Raw genomic sequence first — 20923 nt, forward strand, 5'->3', positions numbered from 1 at the left:
CACGTAGTCGCGGGCCAGAACGGCACCCTTCGGCAGGCAAGGACGGCGATGGTGAAAACGGATTTCTTGACCCCGTCTGTGGTCACAAAAATGCCATTCTAAGATGAACAGAAACGCATAATTGCGCGGAAAACGCAGTATCGCAGGGTTCAGGACCGGTTTGGAAACTACTGTTTCCGCGTTTCTCATACGCAAACGATCCGATTCAAATCCCTGATATTATCCCATGTATGCCCCGATTCCGCCCAGATTCAGAGCGATAGTCGGGTTGGAAATCAATATCTGGGGAACGAGTATGGACCGACTGACCGAAATGGAAGCCTTCGCCAATGTGGTGGACCAGGGTGGCTTCACCGATGCGGCCAAGAAGATGGGCATCTCCAAATCGGCCGTGTCCAAACACGTCTCGAGCCTCGAAGCGCGTCTGGGGGCCCGGTTGCTGAACCGCACCACGCGCCGGGTGTCGCCGACGGAAATCGGCCTGGCCTATTATGATCGCGCACGTCGCGTTCTGAATGATGCGGGTGAAGCGGATTCGCTGGTCACATCGATGCAATCGGCCCCGTCTGGACTGCTGCGCATCAGCGTTGCCACGGATTTCGGCGTCAATCATCTGTCACCGGTCCTTTCCGATTTCCTGGCCGTCTACCCCGACATCACCGTGAACATGGTTCTGAACAACCGCTATGTCGAACTGATTTCCGAAGGATTTGACGTGGCCGTGCGCATCGGCGAGCTGGAAGACAGCACGTTGCGCGCCCGCAAGTTGACCGAAACGGTCAAACGCATGGTTGCCGCGCCCAGCTATATCGAACGGTTCGGGCGCCCGCAGAAGATCGACGATCTGAACGAACACAAGTTGCTGCACTATTCCAGCCAGTCGTCAGGCAATGTCTGGAAGCTGACCGCACCGTCCGGTGAAAAGCGTCAGGTGCGCACCGCGGGCTGGCTGAGCGTGAATGACGGACAGTCGCTGCTGAACGCGGCCATTTCGGGGCTGGGGATCGCGTATCTGCCCAGCTATCTTTATGCCGAGGCGTTGAAATCGGGGCAGGTTGTCGATGCCATGCCGTCCCTGCCGGACGAGGTACAAGGCATTTACGCCGTTTACCCGCCCGGCCGCTTCACACAACCCAAAGTCCGGGCCTTCATCGATTTCCTGGTCGATGCGTTCGAAGACAAAAGCCCGATGGATTGGTAGTTTCTCCCTGAAGACCAACCTTTGGCCCGCATGTCAAAGTGCGGGCCTTTTTTTATGAACCGATCACCGTCAGACCCATGGATCGCGCGGAAGAGCGCAGGCTTTCCATCAATACGTTCTGGCCCGGCGGCGGCGTTTCGGCATTGCGCGCCAGCAATGCGATATCGCGATTTGCATTGGGAATGGACAGCGGTCGCAGGCGCACCTCGTCGCGGTAGATCCCCTGTCTGCGAGCATAAAGATCAGGCAGTACCGCAACCCCAACCCCCGAAGCCGCCATCAGAACAATGGAATCAAGCGTCGTGCCTTCATATTCATCCGAAACCACGCCGCCGCATTCCGCTGCCAGCGCATAGACGATGCGCGACAGGCGGTGGCTTTGGTCAAGGGTCAGGAACAGCCGGTTCTGCAAGTCGGCGGCACTGACGCCCTGTGGGTCCTGCGCCAGAACGTCGTCAACAGCCACCGCGACCCAGAGGGGTTCGTTGAACAAGCGGTGTTGCACGGTATTGGGGTGATCCTCGGGCGTTGACAGGATCAGGTCAAATCGACCGGATTTCAGGCCCTGTTCCAGATCGCGGGTGTTTTCCTCGCGCACGACAATGCGTAATCCGGGGCGCAGGCGGTGCACCTCTTTGATGGCTTGCGGCAACAGGTATGGCCCGATCGAAGGCAAAACGCCTAACCGCAACCTTCCGCCAACGGGCATATCGTTGGTCATGGCGTGGCGCAGGTCCTTGACCTCGGCAAGGATCCTTTGCGCGCGCGAAATGAACTCTTCCCCCTTTGTGGTCACCTGAATTCCGCCGCGATTGCGGTCAAAGATCCGAACGCCAAGCTCTTGTTCTACGGTTGCAATTTGCGCCGACAGGCTGGGTTGGCTGACATTCAGCACTTCGGCGGCCAAACTGAACCGTCCGAGGCGGCTGACCGTGACGATGTATTCCAATTGGCGCAGGGTTGGACGCATTTCATAACCTGGAACTATATTAAACTTAACAAGATAGTATTTGGCGAAATCAATTTTGCAAGGCACCTAGCCCTGAAACGAGGGATCAGGAGTCAAGTATGCCCGGAGTGATCGAGACGCTGTCTAGCAACCTGCTGGTGCCCACCATTTTGTTTTTTGCCCTAGGGCTTTTGGCCGCTTTTGTGCGCAGCGATTTGTCTATCCCGGCGGGCGCGGCCAAGTTCATGTCGCTCTACCTGCTGTTGGCCATCGGGTTCAAAGGCGGTGCCAGCCTGGCCGCGCACGGCATCCATTTGCAACTGTTCCTGACCCTGCTGGGCGGAGTGGCCCTGTCCTTTACCATCCCCTTCGTGGCCTTTGCCCTGCTGAGGATGATGACACGGCTGGATGCGTTGAACGCTGCGGCGGTCGCAGGGCATTACGGGTCGATTTCGATTGTCACCTTTGTCACCGCCACCAGTCTGCTGGATCTGGTAGGTCTTGCCCATGACGGGTTCATGGTAGCGGTGGCGGCAGCGATGGAGGTACCGGCCATTCTGTCGGCGCTGTGGCTGGCGCACAAGACCGGCGGAAATGGCGTCAAGGATGACAAGCTGTGGCGTGATCTGCTGGCCAATGGATCAATTGTGCTGCTGACCGGGGCGTTCCTGATCGGGGCCATTACCGGGGGTGACGGCATGCAGATGATCGCGCCTTTCATCGTCACGCCTTTCACCGGCATCCTGTGCTTGTTCCTGCTGGATATGGGCCTTTCGGCGGGGCGTAGCCTGATCAGCAATCGCGACAAACTGTCGGTTGGCCTGTTCGCCTTTGGCGTATTGATGCCCCTGATCGGCGCGCTGATGGCCTGGGCCGTCGGTGCGGTAATCGGATTGCCGCAAGGCAGCCTGTTCCTATTCATGGTGCTGTCGGCCTCGGCGTCTTATATCGCGGTTCCGGCCGCCATGAAAATCGCACTGCCAAAGGCCGAGGCCGGGATTTATCTGACCCTGTCGCTGGGTGTGTCCTTTCCGTTCAACATCACGGTCGGATTGCCGCTGTACCTGTGGTGGGTCAGTTGACGAGCAAGACCGCCTCGACCCGGCGGTTCAGCTCTCGCCCTTCGGGGGTTGCGTTCGATGTGAGCGGGGACAGATAGCCGACGCCCTGTGCCTCAATCCGGTCGGCGGCCACGCCATGCGCATCAATCAGACGGGTGCGGACGGACTCGGCCCGACTTTTGCTGACCGCAATATTGGCCTGCAACGCGCCGGTGTCATCGGTGTGCCCCACCAGCGCCAGGCGCATCTTGGGATTTTCGGCCAGATATCCGGCCAGCAGGGTCAGAGAGGCATAAGTCCCCTCGTCCAGCGCAACCTCACCGGTTGGGAAATGCAGATCGTCCAGTATCACGTGACCCGATGTTGCCAGTGCTTCGAGCAGCCCGCCCGACCCCTCGACAGCCTGTTCGATCACGACCGGAACAGGGTCCGGTGCTTTCTGGGGCGTGACGCGGATCATCTGGACATACCCGTCCGGGGGGTTGCGGCTGACCAGCAGGCTGAGGGCAACAGACCCCTTGGTGGCCGACAGGAAACGGTAATCCTGAATGGCGACATACATATCCGGGGTCGGTACCACTTCGGTGCCAAAGCGGAAGTCGAACCCGCCACAGGCGCGGGCATCACATTCGAACAGAATCTTGTAGCCCTGCGCCTCGATCTGGTCGCGCAGCGGGGCCAGTAGCTGGAGGGTTGTGCTGGAGCCCGCCTGAAGCCGCCACGTGTAGCGTTCAACCCGGCCTTCGAGGGTGTCAGCAGGCACCGCGCCATTCGCAAAAGGCCCCGTTGGCAGGTCATAGCTGTCCAACGGCGAGGTGCGGTCGCTGATCTGGCGGGCGCTGGCTGGCAGGGTCAGGTCCTGCGCCAGAACCGGCCCCGCAAAAAGCGTGGCAATGAGGGCGGCTGACCGGATCATCGAAACTGCGCGTGATACTCGGGGTTGGGCACCATTGCCGTGGCGCTGGCCACCCGGTTGGACATGTTGAAGAACCCGGCAACATTGGCAATGTCCCAGATATCGCGGTCGGTAAAGCCTGCATCGCGCAGTTTCTGGCGGTCGGGTTCTTCGATCTCGGCGCTGGCGGTTGTCATTTTGGCGGCAAAGTCCAGCATCGCGCGCTGCCGGGGCTCGATCGGTGCAACACGGTAATTCATCACCAGCATCTCACCCAGTTGCGGGTTGCCCGAAAGCTGCCGGACCGCGGCACCATGCGCGACCAGACAGTAGAAGCACTTGTTGATCGACGAAACGACCACGGCAATCATCTCGCGCTCCAGCTTGGACAGGCCGCTGTCGGCCAGCATCAGATCGTTATACATAGCCGTGAACGTGTTCAGCTTGTCGATGTCGAAGGCGTTTGCCTTTAGCACATTCGGCACCATGCCCAGCTTTTCGACACAGATATCGAAATATTTCTGCGTTTCCGGCGGCAGTGGATCGACCATGGGCAGGTTCAGCGCGGTGGGCATGTCTTTCTGTGTCATGGCGACCCCTTTTGCTCAGACAAGGTGACGGTAATGGTATTCGCTGGCGATCTCCATCCCGAGGGCGCGATAGAGACCATTGGCACCTTCATTGGCCTTGGTGCAGATCACACTGAGGCTTTGAGCGCCGTTGTCACCTGCCCAAATCGCCGCGGCGCGCATGGTCCACTGACCCAGCCCCTGACGGCGGTGCGCGGGCAGGATTTCAAGCGCATGAAGCATCGCGACATCGTCGTGCATCGCTACGAAGGCTGCACCGCTGGGCTTGTCGTTGTGGCGCAGAAGCAAACCGGTTTTGGGACCCTTCGCGCGCTCCATCACCGCCAGACGTTCGGGCCCGATCCCACCGGCCGCCCAGATTTCACGCATGATTTCAAGCGGCTCCCAGACCGAAAACACCATGACCGGAGGGATCGGCTGATCGGTGAGGTGAGAGACGGGGCACGTATAGATGTTGACCGGATCAAGGATGTCATATCCCCGTTGCGCCAGCTTTGCATCCAGCGCCTCATCCCCCGGACGCAGGCAGAAGATGGATTTCTGCCCCATGGCCTGCATCGCGGCCTCGGCCGCGTCGATATCGGCATCGCTGGCCGGGGCCAGTGCATTGGCCGCAGAAACACGCGAGCCACCGCCCTGCCCTTCGCGCAGCTGAAACGGCCCCAGCCTGCGATACCGCGCGGCAGGCCATGTGCCGTCGACGATGTCAGCCCAGTCGCCGCTCAAAGCGCAAGCTCTTTCGCCAGACGGGTCATGGCCGCGTCAATCCGGCTGCCATCGGTGCCGCGCACCACCACGTTGGCCCCAAAGGCCCCGTTGATCTGAAACGGATAGCAACCGATGGACAGATCGCTGAAATCCTCGGCCAGCGCAGACAGGTTTGCAGCGATATCGCCTTCGCCCCGGTCCACGCGCAGGGTTTGCGACAACAAGGGGCTGCCACCGGTCAGCGTGGGCAGGACGCTGGCGACCATAGCCTGAAACACCAGCGGCACCCCGGCCATCACATGCACGTTCTTCAGGGTGAAACCCGGCGCCGTCGAGACCGGATTGTCGATCAATGTCGCGCCATCCGGGATACGCGCCATGCGCAGGCGGGCGGCGTTCAGTTCCAGCCCGGACTTGTCGTAATGCGCCTGCAACAGCGCGCGCGCGTCGTCGCGAACGTCAATCGGGGTGTCGAAGGCGCGCGCAATGCAATCGGCGGTGATATCGTCATGGGTCGGGCCAATGCCGCCGCTGGTAAAGACGGTGTCGTGGCTGTCAGACAGCGCTTTGACCGCCGCTTCGATGGCGGGGGCGTCATCGCTGACGATGCGAACCTCTTTCAGATCAATGCCGTGTTTTGCCAGCTCCTGCGCCAGATAATGCATATTTGCATCGCGGGTGCGGCCCGACAGGATTTCATCCCCGATCACCAGCATTGCTGCGGTTGGATTGGCCATGGCGCGGACTCCTCTTGATCGTCTTCAGGGGCAGGTATAGGCCGTGAGACATGCGTTTTGGAACCCCTCTTATCCCCGCCCGCCTGATCCGTCGCTACAAACGCTTTCTGGCCGATTGCAGGCTGGACGACGGGCGCGAAGTCACCGCCCATTGCGCCAATCCGGGATCCATGATGGGGTTGGCTGAACCGGGCCAGTTGATCTGGTTGGAGCCCAATGACGACCCAAAGAAAAAGCTGAAATTCGGGTGGCGGCTGGTGGATCACGAAAACGGGCATTTCACCGGGGTCGATACTTCCGTCCCGAACCGGGCCTTGCGGGCAGCACTTGAGGCGCGCGAGATCCCCGATCTGGCCGCTTATGAAACCGTCCGGCCCGAAGTGAAATACGGGCAAAACAGCCGTATCGACTTCCTGCTGAGCGGCCCCGGCCTGCCAGATGCCTATGTCGAGGTCAAAAGCGTGACCCTCTCCCGCCAACCCGGTCTGGCCGAGTTCCCCGACAGCGTCACCGCCCGCGGCACCAAACATCTGGGCGAGCTGGCACAGATGGCAACGCAGGGGCACCGGGCGATCATGCTGTACCTGGTGCAACGCACCGATTGCGACCGGTTCGCGCTGGCCGCGGATATCGACCCGTCCTATGCAGCAGCGTTCGAGGCGGCACAGGCTATGGGCGTAGAGCGGATGATTTGCGGGACGCGGATATCGCCGGATGGGGTTTGGGTTGACACGAGTGAAACCCGGTTTGGTGTCTGATGGCTCTGAACGGGTGCGAGGCGCCCAGAGTGGACATCGTCTTTAGCAAGTTGGTCTGAAGAGGCTTATCAACTATTGTCGAGTGCATGTCGAACAATGGACTACATTTGCAACGAAAGTTGGCGGCAATACTGGCCGCTGATGTCGTCGGGTATTCGGCACTCATGCATAACGATGAGCAAGCAACACTGCAAATGCTCGATCATCTGGAAACCGACATCGTCACTCCAACAATAGTGGGCCAATCAGGTCGGATCGTGAAAAGCGTGGGCGATGGTTGGTTGGTTCGATTTGACAGTGCGGCACAAGCTGTGACTGCAGCAATTCAGATACAGGAACAATTGGCTGAGCACCCGTTAATGAAAGTGCGGATCGGCGTTCATGTTGGGGATATTACAGAAAAAGCCGACGACATACTGGGTGACGGTGTAAACATTGCTGCGCGGCTTGAGAGCATTGCTCCATCCGGCGGCATCGCTATTTCTGAACCAGTACACTTGAACCTTGACCGCACTCTGGCGGCTGCTTTCGAATCTGTCGGGAAGAAGAAGCTTAAGAACATCGAGCGCAGCCTAGATGTCTGGATGCATCATGGACTGTACGTGGCACCCACGCATAGAGCAGTTTCTTTCGCTGAAACGAACTTGCCAAGGCTCTCCATTTATCCCGTCTCATGCCGCGACCAACGCGTTGAACTAAAGGAAATGGCCGCAGCTCTGACTTCGGATTTCGGTTCCTATTTTCGAACAATCAACTGGTTGAATGCAGCGGTATCCTCGACGGAACCATCAAAGGGATATGCACTTCGTAGCGTGCTACGTGGATACGGGGATCGATTGCGTCTGGAAGCCCGCTTACATGATCCTTCTGATTCTGAAATCTGGACCGAGAAGTTCGATGGGGTGGTCGAAGCCATCTTCGATTGGCAAGATGAGGTGGTAGAAAAGCTGTTGGACGCCGTAAGCGGAACCTTGATCGAGTTTGAGACCGCAAAGCTTTCGGTACTGCCTGAAAACGAACTAACTGCCGAGCAATGCGTCCTGAAGGGTATGATCGCTTGGTCTGGAGCAGGGATCGACAGCTACGAAGAAACGTTATCGTATCAAGCCAAGGCGATTGAAGCCAAACCAACTCTCACGGCCGCCTATGCCGAAGCTATTTGGACAATGAATGGCGCGAGGACTTACAATCTGCGTTGCGAACTGTCGACCTACTACGAGAAACTGCCATCTTGGATTGAGGCCGGGCGACGCATGGCAGGTCAAAACCCAACGCTTGATCTGAGTGTCGCCGTGGCTGACTATAATGTGGACGGGGATGCAGATAAGTTGTCCGTGGCGCTTGAACAAATCCAGAAAAGAGCACCGTTAGATGCCCGTCTTCATTTGTTTATGGGGTGGGGGTATAATTGGGCTGGGTTTCCTGAAATGGCATTAAGCTGCTTTCAAACGGCGCTTCGCTTGGGCCGGTATGGGGCTGTTTTCGTGGGCGCTTCCGGAGGTGCCGCCACTTCTTGCGTAATGCTCGGCCGAGACCGTGATGCCATCGCCTATGCAGAAGCAGGTATGCGATTCTCAAAGGATTATGCCGCTCTTCACAGCACGAGAGCTGCTGCACACGCAATGCTTGGGGAAACTGAAAAAGCGTCTGCAGCTTTGATGCAGATGCTGCAATTGGAACCTAGCGAAACGATCTCGAGGTGGCGTAGCAACGTGGATTATGGTGGTTCAGAAGGCGCTGAACGTTATTTTGAGGCGCTTCGACGGGCAGGGATGCCAGAATAGCGGCGCTGAAAACGGATTGTGCTGGCAAACACGTCCTCAAAGCCCGTAAAACCGTCAGTTCGCCCAGGTCCTGATTTTGCGCCCGTAGCGAATGCCGGCAATGTGGGTTGCACCCGCAGCACCCAGAACACCTTGTGAATCTCGGCCCTGGCCGCATTCACAAGAAAGTTCTACGGATTTCCCAAGTTAAGATGGCTTTGATGCCAAATATCGAGTGGCTGCGGAAAACAACTCTGCCTGTGAACTGACGCCCAGCTTGGAGTAGGCGTTGTGGCGATGCACTTTGACTGTACCTTCGGTGATCCCGAGAAATGCGGAAGCAGAGCCGGCTGAGTGGCCTTGCAAAACAAGGCGCACGACCTCGGCTTCTCTTGGGCTTAACCTGTCCGCACCAAAAGTGGCCAACCGTTCCTCAACCTGATTCAGGGCTTCCGGTTGTCTTTCGGCACCCCTCAGGTTCCAGTTTCGGATCAAGGCGGCCGACAGGGTCTTATGGATGGAATTGATCTTCGCGACATCCTCAGGGGTAAACCGGGGCTGACGGGCGCCTCGCGACAGGGATATCACGACCCAGTCCCCGCTGTTTAGCCTTATCAGCACCCCCAACTCATCGCTGATCCGAACCTTGCGATAAAAGGTCCGGTAGTACTCTGAACGAAAGAACGCCTCATTGACTAAATCGGCCAGACGGTAAGCGCCGGGTTCTTTTCCCGATCTACACGCTTGCGAAAACGGATCCAGCAGGTATGGGCCGGTTGCATAAAACTGAATTGATATGGCCGCCTGCACGTCGTCGAGATCGTGATAGAGCGAGACAGGTGGTGCTTGATCCTGATAGCGCGTGAGGATCATCGATTCAAAACTGACATGCAGTTCCAACATCTTCCTCAGAGCTGTTGGGAAGAAGTCTGTTTCCAACCGCTCCAACAAGATTGCGTAGATCTCATCCCACTTGGCCGCCGAGATGTCGCCGCTATCTGGTAACATAGCCAATTCCTATAACTAAAGATATATATCTTACCGCAAATTTACAGTGATGGCCATTCGATTCCATTGTTGATGTCAGAACGCTCGCCCGGGGTGCTGACTGTGCCTCGTCACCAAAGCCTCTCCGGACGTGAAAATTCAGGGCGGAATCCTGCAACAAGGAGGAGAAACAATGAAACCGCATTTTGGCCTTTCGGCTGTTGCCATTGCCTCAAACCTCGCGATCGCTTTTCCGGCTTCAGCCGAAGACCTCTCAATCTACAATTGGGCTGATTACTTTGGTGAAACGACAGTTTCGGACTACGAAAAGGAGACCGGCACACATGTCAGCCTGGACTATTACGATTCAAACGAAGTTCTTGAAACCAAGCTGCTGACAGGGGCGTCAGGTTACGATGTCGTTTTCCCCGCCGCGTCCAATGCGCAACGAGAGTTTCAGGCCGGGGCGTTGCATCCGATCGACCCCGCGCGTCTGAGCAACTACGGCAATCTCAATCCGAAAATTCTGGCGTCGCTCGACAGTATACCCGGTGCCCGGCAATTGGGCGTACCTTACACTTGGGGCACAGTAGGGCTTGCCTACAATCCAACCATGATCAAAGAGCGACTGGGCACGGATGTCATCACATCCTGGGACGTTCTTTTTGATCCTCAGATCGCCGCCAAGCTTGCCGACTGTGGGATTGCCGTGCTGGACTCACCGGTAGAAATGGTCTCAGTGGCGCTGAACTATCTCGGGGCTAACCCGTACTCCGATGACCCCGCCGATCTCGACAGGGTTCAGGACCTCTTCGAGGCCGTCACGCCGTCCATTCGTTATTTTCACAACCAGAAAGCATCTACAGACTTGCCCGGTGGAGATGCCTGTTTGGCAGTGATGTACAGTGGTGATGCCGGCATAGCTCAGGCCCGCGCCATGGAGTCCGGCAATGGTGTCGAAATTCTGTATACAATTCCGAGCGAAGGCACGTTGATGTGGATCGACCTCATGTCCATTCCGGTGGATTCAACACGGGCGGATGAGGCATATCGATTCATTGACTACATGCTGCGGCCTGATGTCATCGCAGGAGTGTCCAACTACGTCTATTTTGCGAATGCGAATTCCGCAGCAGATACGTTCGTAGATGAAGCCATTCTGACTGATCCGGGAATCTACCCGGATGAGGCGACATTGAGACGACTCTTCCCTGATCTGAGTGTCGGCGCGAAAACGCTGCGCAATCGCAACCGTCTTTGGACGAATGTAAAATCCGGCACCTGAATCCTACCAAGCCCGGCAAAGGCGGGAAAGAATTGCAACGCCCCGCCACTCGGGCAGCAATCATCAAAATGAACGGAGCCAATAATGGTGACTTCAACCGACCGCGCCTTTCTGGCGCAAAACGAAATGGGCATGGGGTATGAGCCGACCTTTAGCGGAGCGACAAGTCTGTTCCGGCGACAATATTCCCGCAATCTGGAGAGCGCGGATATGGTCACGTGGGGCGTTCCCTATGATCTCTCTGTGACCAATCGCCCGGGATGCAGGTTCGGGCCACGTGCCATTCGTGCTGTATCGACCAACCTCGCCTGGGATGGTGGGCCCTGGCCCTGGGGGTTTGATCCCTTCGAAATCCTGAACATGGTTGATTACGGCGATTGTGATATCGACCCAGGCTTTCCAGAGCAGATTGCGCTGCAAATTCAGGACCAAGCGCGGGAAATCCTGAAATCCGGTGCCTTTCTTCTGACGATGGGCGGAGATCACTCGGTCACCTATCCGATCCTGAAGGCGCAGGCAGAACGCCACGGCCCCATTTCGCTGATCCAGATTGATGCCCATTCGGATACATGGGAAGAACACCCAAAGCGGATCGACCATGGTTCAATGTTCTACCATGCCACTGTCGAAGGCATCATATCCCCTGAGACGTCAGTTCAGGCAGGCATGCGCACGCTGAATGAAAAGACTCACGGGTTCACGGTACTCGACGCAAATTGGGTTCACGAGAACGGGATTGATGCAACGGTTGCGCGCATCAAAGAGACAGTAGGAGACCGGCCTGCTTACCTGACCTTCGATATTGACGCGCTTGATCCGGCATTCGCGCCCGGAACCGGAACGCCGGTATGCGGAGGACTGTCTACCTATCAAGGGCAGTCTTTGGTACGCAAGCTCGACGGGGTCAACCTTGTCGGGGCCGATCTCGTCGAAGTCTCCCCTCCGTACGATCATGCAGAGATTACAGCTTTGGCCGGTGCATCGCTCTTGCTGGATATGGTTTGCTTAATAGCAAAGGCGCGAAAATAACGGATAAAGAGATGGCTTGAGAGTGATGCCGCAGCCCAAAACTCATTCGCACAGCGATCGGGGCCGCGCAACACGTCAGACGTCCAAGCGAAATGGTCGAAAAGTTGCATGTGGCGCGGTGAACCAGTTTCTTTTTGGGCGACGATAGAAATCGTGCAGATCAATGATCCATCCAGGACAAAGGGTGACAGTCAAATGTCGGTCAGACCTTGGTTTCCATTGAGTGAGTCGCGAGTTTTGCAGCTTTCTCAGCGGCCTCCAGAGCGCCTTCAAGATATCCGCCGAACCCGTGCGCGGTTTCGGTTGAGCAGAAATGGACACCTCGTGCTGCAAGGCTGTTAAGGATCGAAGGCAAGCCGTAGCTTGGGTGGAAGCGAGCCGGAACATGATCCTGCATGCGGGAGATTTCCGCGATTGTTGCCCAATCCTGCAGTTCCAGATCAAGGGGTTGCGCCATCTTGGGGCCAAACATGGCCGTGAGTTGCGCCAAGGCCTGGTCCATCATGGCTTCTTTGTGTGTCGCGCGCATATCGGCGGGGTATCCGACGAATCCGAACAGTGCATAAGGTCCTCCCTTCATGGGGGAGGCATCATGAATTTCGACCATGGGGCCGCGGTGGCTCATGGCGTCACCTGAAAGCCCAGCGTTGCGCCAATGGGGCTCATCGTAAACCGCGAGAATCTTGGCTTGCCCGGCCATCCAGGTCGGAATGTTTTTCAAGGCTTGGACCTGATCCGCATCCAGCGGTGGTTCAAAATTGACGGTATCCGCAATCACCCGCGGCGGGATGGCCAGCATGATCTGTCTGGCTTCGACAGAATAAGGTCCGCCGTCATGGTCGAGAAATGCGGTGATCTTGCCGGGAGAATGCCGGACCGATCTGAGTCTGGTATGTGTCAGGATACGCCCTGCACCCAGCGATCCGGCAAGCGCGCCGGTCAGGGCACCCATGCCTCCGGCCAGCCGGTAGGATCCTTGCATCGACGCATAGCCGCGGGCGCGTTGGACAGCGCCGGACTGGTCCTGAAACATCTGATCCCCGGTTGAATACTGTTCGAAGACCGGGATGTCGAAGCGCTGCGCCAGGGTGGCCATACGCGGCTGGCCAGGCCAGAACCATGCCGGACCAAGGTCGAATTTTCCACCCGACAGCTCTTTGGTCAGGATGCGACCGCCGAGGCGGTTCTGCGCCTCGATCAGAAGGAAATCTGCACCCCTCTGCGTCAGGTGGTCCGCGAGGGCGAGGCCAGACAGGCCGCCGCCAACGATGAGAATATCCGTTTGCATCAGAATGTCTCCCCCATGGGTCTGAGATCCAGTTCGTGAGTCCAGGTGGATCTTGGCTGGCTGGCGAGCGCGAGATAGGTGTCTGCGATATCTGCCGGTTGCATCATCCGCGACGGATCCATGCTGTGCAGATCCCGGCTGGCTTTTGTATCGACGATCCCGTCAAGGATCACATGCACGACGTGCACACCTTTGGGTCCATATTCCCGGGCCAGAGACTGGGTCAATGCCCGCAGACCTGCCTTGGCCGAAGCGAAAGCCGAGAAGTTCTTGCCACCGCGCAGGCTGGCCGTGGCGCCAGACACGATGAAGGTGCCGCCCCCGGTGTCGGCCATCGCGGGCAAAACACCTTGCGCCAGAATGACCGCTGACAGGACCATGGAACGCCAGGTCGCCTCGAAGTCATCCGTGCTTGTCTCCTCGAAGGGCGAGATGACAAGGTTCGCCGTGTTGTGGACCACAAGCTTGGGCGGGCCATGGGTGCAGATCATGTCCCGGAGCTTTGCCCTGCTCCAGCGCTGTTCGGTCAGATCGACAGCCAGCGTGGTACTGGCGCCTTGCGGCACGGTCCGGTTCAGGCCAAAGGCCGTATATCCGTTCTGAGCAAATGACGTGACCAGCGTCTGTCCAAGGCCGGGGCCGGCACCGGCGACGATCGCGAGAGGTTTGTCCATTGTCCTATCCTTGGGTCGGGATGATTGGCGGTTGCGCCAGGTGGTCGGATTTGATCCAAAGACGGGCACCTTCCGACCCGGCCGTGGCGTTGAGCGCCATACCCGGTGGCAGACGCAGCCATGAGTTCTTCTGGAAGACCTCTCCGCCTTCGGTGAAGCTGCCGTCGATCACCAGTGCCTCGAACCCCTTGTGCCCGGTCACGTTTACATGTGCCGATGCGTCCCAGACCTCGATCCGGACCCGTTCACGGGAATCCTCAAAGAGCGGGATTTCGGATATGCCATCTGCAACCGGGCGCGGGTCCTGCGCGTTTGTGTCGATTGTCAGCTGTGTGCGGTCCTCCGGGTCGAACTGCCAAAGCTTGACCAGGATCGTTGCCCCGTCCGCCGCGCTTGGCGTATGCGACGTGGTCGGCGGATTGCGCACATAGGTGCCAACGGGAAAATCCCCGTGTTCGTCCTGAAAGACCCCATCCAGCACCAGAAACTCTTCGCCCCCTGTATGTGTATGGGCCGAAAAGGCGCTGCCCGGTGCATAGCGAACAATCGTTGTTGCCCTTGCAACCTCATCGCCGATCCTATCCAGCATCCGACGGTCGACACCTTTCATAGGTGAGGCGATCCACGGTTCATTTTCCGAATGGACAACCGCACGTTCATCAAAGTTTGCGTTGAATTCCATCTTCTTGTCCTTTTCTCAAATGTTGAACTTCATGCCGACGCCGATTGGCACGACCCGCTTGCCGTACCGGCGTTCCAGTGCGTTCGTCGCACGCCACCCGGTACAGTGGCCGGGCATGATCAGGTCGACGTCGAATTGCGCAAAGTCGGCGACGGTCTGGTCGATGATCTTTTCATTGCCACCGGCAAGGTGAAAGCCGCCGGTCAGGCAATGGATCGGCACGCCGGGAAAATCGCGCTGAGCGGCATGAAGGACGTTGACGATACCCGCATGTGAACAGGCAGAAAACACCACCAGACCTTTGCCCGCAATATTCACCGCGACATAGCGTTCGTCCATGAGCAGCGGGTCGTCTTCCCAACCCGCGCCGTCTTCGGTGCGGCGGACATGGCCCGGAAACCCGACCTCGTAATCCGTGACACGGGGAATTTCGCCCGAAATATAGAGCATATCGTCCAACACGCTGACCGGTTGATCCGTGACAACGGGTGTTGCGCCCTGCGCAGCCAGTTCTTCGGGTGTGGCGATTTCTTGTATTTCGATCAGTTCTCCTGACGAAAGCGGAAAAGCACGTTTTCGGAACATTCCGGGATGCAGATAAACCGGTAACTCGCCGGTCCGGCCGTCCTTGCGGATCAGATCGATGGCCGCTGGAATACCGCCCGCATGATCCCAATGGCCATGCGACAGAGCGATCGCGTCGATGGTGCCAAAGGATGCTCCAAGCCGCGACGCGTTGTATTCGACGGCAAAATCGACCGGCCCGGCGTCAAAGAGCAATGTATGTTCCGTCTCGCCGCGCCGGGCTGTGATGATCAACGCCAGGCCGTGATTTGCACAACATTGACCGGCACCCGAGATCTGCTCCATCCCGGCGTTGTGGAGATTGTCCCACTCATGGGTGAACCCCACGGGCACGCTGGACAGGCTGTCCGTCCGGTTGTCGATGAGAACAAGAATCTCGACACTGTCGATGGGTTGAAGCTTGGTGGGCATGGTCTTCTCCGTTTCGGGTTGCCAGGGCGGACAATTGCCCGCCCCAGCGATTTGCGTCAGGCAGCAAGACGCTGCTTGAGCGCTTCCGCGAGTGGGGGTGCCGACGCCGGGCTCTGGCCAGTCATCAGGGCGCCATCTTCGACCACGTTGGCTTCCCAGTTGGCCTTGCTGACGTAGGTGGCGCCACGACGTTTCAACTCGTCTTCAAGCGAGAACAGAAGGTGATGCAGAAGCTCGATCTCGTTGTCTTCGTCGTTCTTGAAGCCGGTCAGGCTGAGGCCCTCAACCAGGTAGCTGCCGTCTGACTTCTTGACATCCCGCAGTATGGCCGGCGCGTGGCAGACCATCGCGACAGGCCGGTCGGATTCGTAGAACTCCCGGATCATCTTGATGGCATAGCTGTCAGAAGCCAGGTCCCAGATCAGGCCATAGCCGCCCGGAATGAAGAGCGCATCGAAGGTCGAATAGTCGATCTCACGCAGTTTGCGGGTATTCTGTACCGCGAACATGGCCACCGGATCGTTGAAGAAGCGGTCAGTGTTTTCGGTAGTGAACGGAGCCTTCATCGACAGCAGGTCAATGGGTGCGTTGCCGCCTTTGGGCGAGGCAAAAACAACCTCATAGCCCGCTTCCGTCAGGACGTAATACGGGGTTGCGACCTCTTCGAACCAGGTGCCGGTTTGCTTGCCCGAGATGCCCATCTCGTCAACGGACGACATGACCAGCAAGACGCGTTTTTGTTTGTTTCCAGTAGCCATCAGCGTGTTCCTTTCATGAATACCTATCTATCATTAGGTAGATAACAGTTAGAAGTTGATTCCTGGGCTGTCAACGTTTATCTATCAATCGGTAGATTGGAGGTAGTCATGCCACTGACTATGAAAGAAAAAATTCTTATCGCCGCCGAGAAACGCGTGCGCAGTGCGGGCTTTTCGGAGATGAGTTTCCGTGACCTGGCCAACGATGTGGGAATCAAAAGTGCCAGCGTACACTACCATTTCCCCACCAAACCGGATCTCGGGGAGGCTCTCGTCACCCGCTACGCCGAGCAATTCAAGGCAGAACTGGACAAGATTGACCTGAACGATCTGCATTCTGCATTGGAAGGTTTCGTGGCGCTCTATTCCGGTGCGCTGGTGCTGAACGAGTCCATATGCCTTTGCGCCGTCATGGGCGCCGAAGCCATTGGGCTGCCCGAAAACGTCAACAAACGCACAAAAGCCTTCTTCGAGATGAACAAGGCATGGTTAGAAAACCTATTCACCAAGCACGGGGTCAAGAATGCCGAAGATACCGCAGGCCTCATCGTCGCGGCCTTGGAGGGCGGCATGATTGTCGCCTCCGCTTCAAGCGACCGATCAATATTTGATCAGGTCGCCAAAGCGGCAATTCGCGGCATTGGCCAGGGATAGGAACCGAGTTTGGAGCTGCCCAGTTCGACTACGACATTCTTCATCAAAACGATGTTCTCGTAAGTGTCATCAAGGTAGAATGCGTAATCTCACCGTAGCCATCCTTTCCAACGCGTGTATTGCGAACCGAGGCTTACAGTACGCTCCTTACGCAGGAACCGCCCTTCTCTTCGGTAAAAAATCTGGCGCAGCTGTTGTTGGTTGTTCCTGAATGCAGCAAAGAATTATTCAGATTTTGTAGAAATCTGCACGGCTGAATGCCCGCAAGCGGGAACCTCGCGGCGCTACCGATGACCCATCGCTGTGAATGCGAGGGTTTTCTGCGTCACGAAACGCCATTCCCAACAATCAAAACACCCCTCGGTCAGCCGATGCTTGAACTTGCTGCTTTTTGCCCCATCTGACACCCGCAACCTGACGCCCTCTGGTACTTTCTGCACAAGCAGCGTAAAAGAAGTGCCGCGCGTAACATTTGGAGCTTTGCGTCGATGAAAGAGCATCGTGGCCGCCTGACCAAGGACGGTATTCGCATCTATGAACAGGGTGATTTTGCCGGGATGCACGCGGCGGGCGCTCTGGCGGCGCGGATACTGGACGATATTGCCGCGCACGTCTTTCCCGGTCAGACCACGGGTGCGCTTGACGGGCTGATCACGCAGATGGTCGAGGATGCGGGCGCGACCTCGGCCACGATCGGCTATAAGGGGTATGAGCACGCCAGCTGCATCAGTGTGAACCATGTGGTCTGCCACGGTATTCCCGGTGACAAGAAGTTGAAGGAAGGCGATATCCTGAACATCGATGTGACCGTCATCGTGGATGGCTGGTTCGGTGACACCTCGCGCATGTATGTGGCGGGCAAGCTGCCGCGCAAGGCCGAGCGTCTGATTCAGGTGACCCATGACGCACTGTTCAAGGGTATCGAAATGGTCAAGCCGGGCAACACGTTCGGCGATATCGGCCATGCCATTCAGGCCTATGTCGAAGCGCACCGGATGAGTGTTGTTCGCGACTTTTGCGGGCACGGTCTGGGCCGCGTGTTCCACGCGCCGCCGAATGTGCTGCATTATGGCCGTCCCGGCACCGGCGCGGTTCTTGAGGAAGGCATGTTCTTTACCATCGAGCCGATGGTCAATCTGGGCCGTCCCGAAACCAAGACGCTGGCCGACGACTGGACCGCCGTGACCCGCGACAAGTCGCTGTCGGCACAGTTCGAGCATTCGGTAGGCGTAACGGCGAATGGGGTCGATATCTTTACCCTATCACCGGGCGGCAAGTTTCACCCGACCTATTCGTCCTGATCGGCGGCCTGTTCGCGCAGGAGCTTCAGCAACATCGTCTCAGCCCCCCAAGGGGTAACCGCGTCGTGAATGAACACCGGCGCACGCAGGGGTTTGCGGTCAGGTTTCGTGGTGACCTCGGCGTCGCGGGAGATTTTCCAGGCAAAGGGTGTCAGAGCATGGTCCATGGCTGCACCATAGCACAGTTGGGGGTCAAAGTCGCAACAGCGGGTGTGCCTGAGACATATCCGTGATCACCTCGGCCCCCAGATCAGCCAGCCTGTCACCACCGCCATGCGGCGCGTAGGCCAGACAGCGCATATTGGCCCGGATTGCAGCTGTAACACCATTGTGGCTGTCTTCGATAACCACGGGGGCCTGTGCGCCAAAATGTTCCGCCGCCAGTTGGAACATCTTTGGATCAGGCTTGCCGGTGCCAAGCACATGGGCCGAGAACATCACATCTTTGAACCGGTCCCAGAGCCCGTTCTGGCCGAGCGTGATCTGCATCTTGTCCGGGCTGCCGTTTGAGGCCACGCAATAGGAGATGCCCCGCTGATCCAGCGCCGCAAGCAGGTCCGCGACACCCGGCACCAAAGGCACACCGGCGCGCAGGCGGTCGTAGGTTTCGGCATAGACCTGATCAATCCAATCTTCGGGCAGGTCTGCGCCCATCGCACGCGCCTTGTCGCACACCCCGACCATGGTTCCTCCCACAAACAGGGACATGCATTCGGGCAAGGTCAGGTGCAGGCCATAGCCCGCCAGATTATCCGCCAGCACCTGGTTCGAGATCACCTCGCTGTCGACCAGAACGCCATCGCAATCGAAAATGACCAGATCATGCACTCTGATCACCGTTCCGCATCAATGAGATATACGTGTCGCCATATTTGCGACTGTCGTGCAACGTGAACCCGGCCGGGGCCTGCATCCGTGAGTTTTCTTCCCAAACCAGCAGCGCATCATCCGCGATCCAGCCATTGGCCAGCGCGGCGATGGCTTTCTGTCCCATGGCCTTGCCATAGGGCGGGTCCAGAAAGATCAGATCGTAGGGCGCGTCCGGATTTTCGCCCAACCGGGTTGCATCGCGGCGGATCAGGTCGGTGCGCCCGGCACTGCGGGTCAGGTCGATATTCTTGCGGATCAAACCCTGCGCCACGCGCCCGTCATCCACGAAGGTGACATGCGCCGCACCGCGTGACAGTGCTTCGAGTCCGAGCGCGCCGGTGCCAGCAAACAGGTCCAGCACGCGCAGGCCGTCGAAATCGATCTGATGGGCCAGCACGTTGAACAGGCTTTCGCGCACCCGGTCGGTGGTCGGGCGCAGATGTGCGCCCGCATCGCCTTTGCCGACGGGGGTCAGGGCGCGACCGCGGAACTCTCCGGCGATGATCCTCATGCCTTGAGCAGCGATTTAAGGTCTGCATCAGGGTCGGCCACGACATCCGGGTCGGCCGTTTTTCCCATTTCGATTAGGCGTTTACCGACCATATAGGCGCGCGGATCGTTCATCGCGTCGACCGCAATCAGTTTATCCCCGTTGTAGTACCAGAAGGATACGGTCTGCCCGTCGCCCTGCCGGGTCACCACGCGGTCATATCCGGTGTTCAGACCCGCGATCTGAAGCTTGACCTCGTATTGATCCGACCAGAACCACGGGGTTGCCACATAGTCCTTGGCCGCACCCAACATGTTTTGGGCCACGATCTCGGCCTGATCAATGGCATTGGGGACGCTTTCCAGACGGATGCGGCCTTCGCCATGGGGAAAGGAGGCGCAATCGCCAGCCGCCCAGATCGACGGGTCGGACGTGCGGCCATGGGCGTCGGTTCTGATGCCGTTGTCCAGGTCCAGCCCCGCCATCTCGGCCAGTTGGGTTGCGGGTGCAATGCCGACGCCAACCACAACGAAATCAACGTCCAGCTTTGTTCCGTCAGTCAGAACCGCACCGGTGACCTTGCCGTTTTCGCCGATCAGATGATCCAGCCCGACGCCTTCGCGGATGTCAGCGCCGTATGCACTGTGCAACGCGCGGAAATAGTCGCTGGTCTCGGGCGCTGCGACACGTTGCAGGATACGGTCGGCCATCTCGACCAGAGTGACCTTGACGCCGCGCTTGGCGCATACGGCGGCAGCTTCGAGGCCGATATACCCGCCGCCCACGATCAGCGCGCGGGCGCCTTCGGTCACTTTGGGCTCCATCTCGTCGATATGGGCCAGATCGCGCACCACATGCACACCGTCCAGATCGCCACCAATCGCTGCGGGCAGGCGGCGCGGGTCAGACCCGGTGGTCAGCGCCAGTTCGTCGTATGAGATAACCTCATCCCCCAGGGTGACCGTTTTGGCCTTGGGGTCGATACCGGTGACGCGCTGACCCAAACGCAGGGTGATGTTGTTTTCCGTGTAAAAACTTTCGGGGCGCAGGAACAGACGCTCAAGCTCCATCTCGCCCAGCAGATAGGCTTTGGACAGGGGTGGGCGCTGATAGGGCAGATGCGGCTCGGCCCCGATCAGAGTGATCTCACCCGCAAACCCGTCCTTGCGCAGACGAGCCACCAAAGAGGCGCCTGCCTGCCCCGCGCCGATCACGACAATATGGCTCATGCTTTGTCTACCCCGTAG

At 58.1% G+C, this 20923-nt stretch carries 23 protein-coding genes; 8 read left to right on the top strand and 15 right to left on the bottom strand.

Annotation, left to right across the window (positions count from 1 at the left end):
- Positions 1–295 precede the first annotated feature (295 nt).
- Positions 296–1201, top strand: a complete 906-nt coding sequence (locus ACR0NZ_RS07645; RefSeq protein ID WP_480474271.1) for a LysR family transcriptional regulator — start codon at positions 296–298, stop codon at positions 1199–1201.
- Between the two features lie 52 nt (positions 1202–1253).
- Here the strand turns inward: ACR0NZ_RS07645 and ACR0NZ_RS07650 are convergent, their stop codons facing one another.
- Positions 1254–2171 carry a hydrogen peroxide-inducible genes activator gene (locus ACR0NZ_RS07650; protein ID WP_480517998.1) on the bottom strand — a complete coding sequence of 306 codons (918 nt, stop codon included), beginning with the start codon at positions 2169–2171 and terminating at the stop codon, positions 1254–1256.
- A 98-nt stretch (positions 2172–2269) separates the two neighbouring features.
- On the opposite strand from ACR0NZ_RS07650, the gene ACR0NZ_RS07655 reads away from it, so the two are divergent.
- Positions 2270–3232 (top strand): sodium-dependent bicarbonate transport family permease, encoded by a 963-nt coding sequence (locus tag ACR0NZ_RS07655; protein WP_480474273.1) that lies wholly within the window; start codon positions 2270–2272, stop codon positions 3230–3232.
- On the opposite strand, the gene ACR0NZ_RS07660 is transcribed toward ACR0NZ_RS07655, so the two are convergent.
- From ACR0NZ_RS07660 to ACR0NZ_RS07675, 4 genes are read right to left on the bottom strand one after another with little or no spacing between them, the layout of a single operon-like run.
- The gene (locus tag ACR0NZ_RS07660; protein WP_480518000.1) at positions 3225–4127 is read right to left on the bottom strand and encodes an OmpA family protein; all 903 of its coding nucleotides are present in this window, start codon (positions 4125–4127) and stop codon (positions 3225–3227) included. The genes ACR0NZ_RS07655 and ACR0NZ_RS07660 overlap by 8 nt on opposite strands.
- Positions 4124–4696 carry a peroxidase-related enzyme gene (locus tag ACR0NZ_RS07665; RefSeq protein WP_480474275.1) on the bottom strand — a complete coding sequence of 191 codons (573 nt, stop codon included), beginning with the start codon at positions 4694–4696 and terminating at the stop codon, positions 4124–4126. Before ACR0NZ_RS07665 ends, ACR0NZ_RS07660 begins: the two co-directional genes overlap by 4 nt.
- A gap of 15 nt (positions 4697–4711) precedes the next feature.
- Complete coding sequence (locus ACR0NZ_RS07670) at positions 4712–5422, bottom strand: GNAT family N-acetyltransferase (protein ID WP_480518002.1); 711 nt, start codon at positions 5420–5422, stop codon at positions 4712–4714.
- Positions 5419–6141, bottom strand: a complete 723-nt coding sequence (locus tag ACR0NZ_RS07675; RefSeq protein WP_480474277.1) for a competence/damage-inducible protein A — start codon at positions 6139–6141, stop codon at positions 5419–5421. Before ACR0NZ_RS07675 ends, ACR0NZ_RS07670 begins: the two co-directional genes overlap by 4 nt.
- A 50-nt stretch (positions 6142–6191) precedes the next feature.
- Between ACR0NZ_RS07675 and sfsA the strand changes: the two genes are divergently transcribed.
- Both sfsA and ACR0NZ_RS07685 read left to right on the top strand, forming a co-directional pair.
- A complete protein-coding gene (gene sfsA, locus ACR0NZ_RS07680) occupies positions 6192–6899 on the top strand; it encodes a DNA/RNA nuclease SfsA (protein WP_480518004.1) in 708 nt (235 codons plus the stop codon).
- Positions 6900–6985: 86 nt separating this feature from the next.
- Positions 6986–8683, top strand: coding sequence for an adenylate/guanylate cyclase domain-containing protein (locus ACR0NZ_RS07685; RefSeq protein WP_480493959.1), 1698 nt, complete (start codon positions 6986–6988; stop codon positions 8681–8683).
- A 186-nt stretch (positions 8684–8869) separates the two neighbouring features.
- Here the strand turns inward: ACR0NZ_RS07685 and ACR0NZ_RS07690 are convergent, their stop codons facing one another.
- Positions 8870–9670, bottom strand: a complete 801-nt coding sequence (locus tag ACR0NZ_RS07690) for a helix-turn-helix transcriptional regulator (protein ID WP_480518006.1) — start codon at positions 9668–9670, stop codon at positions 8870–8872.
- A gap of 172 nt (positions 9671–9842) precedes the next feature.
- On the opposite strand from ACR0NZ_RS07690, the gene ACR0NZ_RS07695 reads away from it, so the two are divergent.
- Together ACR0NZ_RS07695 and speB are read left to right on the top strand one after the other, a co-directional pair.
- Complete coding sequence (locus ACR0NZ_RS07695; RefSeq protein ID WP_480518008.1) at positions 9843–10934, top strand: extracellular solute-binding protein; 1092 nt, start codon at positions 9843–9845, stop codon at positions 10932–10934.
- An 84-nt stretch (positions 10935–11018) separates the two neighbouring features.
- Positions 11019–11963, top strand: coding sequence for an agmatinase (speB, locus tag ACR0NZ_RS07700; protein ID WP_480518010.1), 945 nt, complete (start codon positions 11019–11021; stop codon positions 11961–11963).
- Positions 11964–12165: 202 nt separating this feature from the next.
- On the opposite strand, the gene ACR0NZ_RS07705 is transcribed toward speB, so the two are convergent.
- Genes ACR0NZ_RS07705 through ACR0NZ_RS07725 form a run of 5 tightly spaced genes read right to left on the bottom strand, consistent with a single transcriptional unit; the run spans position 12166 to position 16361 of the window.
- Positions 12166–13251: a flavin monoamine oxidase family protein gene (locus ACR0NZ_RS07705; protein ID WP_480518011.1), complete on the bottom strand. Its 1086-nt coding sequence runs from the start codon at positions 13249–13251 to the stop codon at positions 12166–12168.
- The gene (locus ACR0NZ_RS07710; RefSeq protein ID WP_480493961.1) at positions 13251–13925 is read right to left on the bottom strand and encodes an SDR family NAD(P)-dependent oxidoreductase; all 675 of its coding nucleotides are present in this window, start codon (positions 13923–13925) and stop codon (positions 13251–13253) included. The genes ACR0NZ_RS07705 and ACR0NZ_RS07710 overlap by 1 nt, the downstream gene beginning before the upstream one ends.
- Positions 13926–13929: 4 nt before the next feature.
- On the bottom strand, positions 13930–14607 hold the full coding sequence (locus tag ACR0NZ_RS07715; RefSeq protein ID WP_480518013.1) for a cupin domain-containing protein: 678 nt from the start codon (positions 14605–14607) through the stop codon (positions 13930–13932).
- 15 nt (positions 14608–14622) lie between these two features.
- Positions 14623–15603, bottom strand: coding sequence for an MBL fold metallo-hydrolase (locus ACR0NZ_RS07720; protein WP_480518015.1), 981 nt, complete (start codon positions 15601–15603; stop codon positions 14623–14625).
- A 56-nt stretch (positions 15604–15659) separates the two neighbouring features.
- On the bottom strand, positions 15660–16361 hold the full coding sequence (locus tag ACR0NZ_RS07725) for a type 1 glutamine amidotransferase domain-containing protein (RefSeq protein ID WP_480493964.1): 702 nt from the start codon (positions 16359–16361) through the stop codon (positions 15660–15662).
- Positions 16362–16469: 108 nt separating this feature from the next.
- On the opposite strand from ACR0NZ_RS07725, the gene ACR0NZ_RS07730 reads away from it, so the two are divergent.
- Entirely contained in the window at positions 16470–17015 is a 546-nt protein-coding gene (locus ACR0NZ_RS07730) for a TetR/AcrR family transcriptional regulator (RefSeq protein WP_480518017.1), read from the top strand.
- Between the two features lie 488 nt (positions 17016–17503).
- Entirely contained in the window at positions 17504–18316 is an 813-nt protein-coding gene (map, locus tag ACR0NZ_RS07735; protein ID WP_480518019.1) for a type I methionyl aminopeptidase, read from the top strand.
- On the opposite strand, the gene ACR0NZ_RS07740 is transcribed toward map, so the two are convergent.
- The 4 genes from ACR0NZ_RS07740 to ACR0NZ_RS07755 are packed head-to-tail and all read right to left on the bottom strand — an operon-like array spanning position 18304 to position 20905.
- Positions 18304–18483: a hypothetical protein gene (locus tag ACR0NZ_RS07740; RefSeq protein ID WP_480493966.1), complete on the bottom strand. Its 180-nt coding sequence runs from the start codon at positions 18481–18483 to the stop codon at positions 18304–18306. The two genes, map and ACR0NZ_RS07740, sit on opposite strands and share 13 nt — an antisense overlap.
- A gap of 25 nt (positions 18484–18508) precedes the next feature.
- Positions 18509–19144 carry an HAD family hydrolase gene (locus ACR0NZ_RS07745; RefSeq protein WP_480493967.1) on the bottom strand — a complete coding sequence of 212 codons (636 nt, stop codon included), beginning with the start codon at positions 19142–19144 and terminating at the stop codon, positions 18509–18511.
- Positions 19137–19697, bottom strand: coding sequence for a 16S rRNA (guanine(966)-N(2))-methyltransferase RsmD (gene rsmD, locus ACR0NZ_RS07750; protein WP_480474291.1), 561 nt, complete (start codon positions 19695–19697; stop codon positions 19137–19139). The genes ACR0NZ_RS07745 and rsmD overlap by 8 nt, the downstream gene beginning before the upstream one ends.
- Positions 19694–20905 carry an NAD(P)/FAD-dependent oxidoreductase gene (locus ACR0NZ_RS07755; RefSeq protein ID WP_480518021.1) on the bottom strand — a complete coding sequence of 404 codons (1212 nt, stop codon included), beginning with the start codon at positions 20903–20905 and terminating at the stop codon, positions 19694–19696. Before ACR0NZ_RS07755 ends, rsmD begins: the two co-directional genes overlap by 4 nt.
- Positions 20906–20923 lie beyond the last annotated feature (18 nt).

The organism is Ruegeria sp. AE3 (assembly GCF_056542225.1).

What these genes read in the sequence shown, in the direction of transcription:
- ACR0NZ_RS07645 (WP_480474271.1), top strand. Translation starts at nt 296, where the DNA reads ATGGACCGACTGACCGAAATGGAAGCCTTCGCCAATGTGGTGGACCAG.
- ACR0NZ_RS07650 (WP_480517998.1), bottom strand. Translation starts at nt 2,171, where the DNA reads ATGCGTCCAACCCTGCGCCAATTGGAATACATCGTCACGGTCAGCCGC.
- ACR0NZ_RS07655 (WP_480474273.1), top strand. Translation starts at nt 2,270, where the DNA reads ATGCCCGGAGTGATCGAGACGCTGTCTAGCAACCTGCTGGTGCCCACC.
- ACR0NZ_RS07660 (WP_480518000.1), bottom strand. Translation starts at nt 4,127, where the DNA reads ATGATCCGGTCAGCCGCCCTCATTGCCACGCTTTTTGCGGGGCCGGTT.
- ACR0NZ_RS07665 (WP_480474275.1), bottom strand. Translation starts at nt 4,696, where the DNA reads ATGACACAGAAAGACATGCCCACCGCGCTGAACCTGCCCATGGTCGAT.
- ACR0NZ_RS07675 (WP_480474277.1), bottom strand. Translation starts at nt 6,141, where the DNA reads ATGGCCAATCCAACCGCAGCAATGCTGGTGATCGGGGATGAAATCCTG.
- sfsA (WP_480518004.1), top strand. Translation starts at nt 6,192, where the DNA reads ATGCGTTTTGGAACCCCTCTTATCCCCGCCCGCCTGATCCGTCGCTAC.
- ACR0NZ_RS07685 (WP_480493959.1), top strand. Translation starts at nt 6,986, where the DNA reads ATGTCGAACAATGGACTACATTTGCAACGAAAGTTGGCGGCAATACTG.
- ACR0NZ_RS07690 (WP_480518006.1), bottom strand. Translation starts at nt 9,670, where the DNA reads ATGTTACCAGATAGCGGCGACATCTCGGCGGCCAAGTGGGATGAGATC.
- ACR0NZ_RS07695 (WP_480518008.1), top strand. Translation starts at nt 9,843, where the DNA reads ATGAAACCGCATTTTGGCCTTTCGGCTGTTGCCATTGCCTCAAACCTC.
- speB (WP_480518010.1), top strand. Translation starts at nt 11,019, where the DNA reads ATGGTGACTTCAACCGACCGCGCCTTTCTGGCGCAAAACGAAATGGGC.
- ACR0NZ_RS07705 (WP_480518011.1), bottom strand. Translation starts at nt 13,251, where the DNA reads ATGCAAACGGATATTCTCATCGTTGGCGGCGGCCTGTCTGGCCTCGCC.
- ACR0NZ_RS07710 (WP_480493961.1), bottom strand. Translation starts at nt 13,925, where the DNA reads ATGGACAAACCTCTCGCGATCGTCGCCGGTGCCGGCCCCGGCCTTGGA.
- ACR0NZ_RS07715 (WP_480518013.1), bottom strand. Translation starts at nt 14,607, where the DNA reads ATGGAATTCAACGCAAACTTTGATGAACGTGCGGTTGTCCATTCGGAA.
- ACR0NZ_RS07720 (WP_480518015.1), bottom strand. Translation starts at nt 15,603, where the DNA reads ATGCCCACCAAGCTTCAACCCATCGACAGTGTCGAGATTCTTGTTCTC.
- ACR0NZ_RS07725 (WP_480493964.1), bottom strand. Translation starts at nt 16,361, where the DNA reads ATGGCTACTGGAAACAAACAAAAACGCGTCTTGCTGGTCATGTCGTCC.
- ACR0NZ_RS07730 (WP_480518017.1), top strand. Translation starts at nt 16,470, where the DNA reads ATGCCACTGACTATGAAAGAAAAAATTCTTATCGCCGCCGAGAAACGC.
- map (WP_480518019.1), top strand. Translation starts at nt 17,504, where the DNA reads ATGAAAGAGCATCGTGGCCGCCTGACCAAGGACGGTATTCGCATCTAT.
- ACR0NZ_RS07740 (WP_480493966.1), bottom strand. Translation starts at nt 18,483, where the DNA reads ATGGACCATGCTCTGACACCCTTTGCCTGGAAAATCTCCCGCGACGCC.
- rsmD (WP_480474291.1), bottom strand. Translation starts at nt 19,697, where the DNA reads ATGAGGATCATCGCCGGAGAGTTCCGCGGTCGCGCCCTGACCCCCGTC.
- ACR0NZ_RS07755 (WP_480518021.1), bottom strand. Translation starts at nt 20,905, where the DNA reads ATGAGCCATATTGTCGTGATCGGCGCGGGGCAGGCAGGCGCCTCTTTG.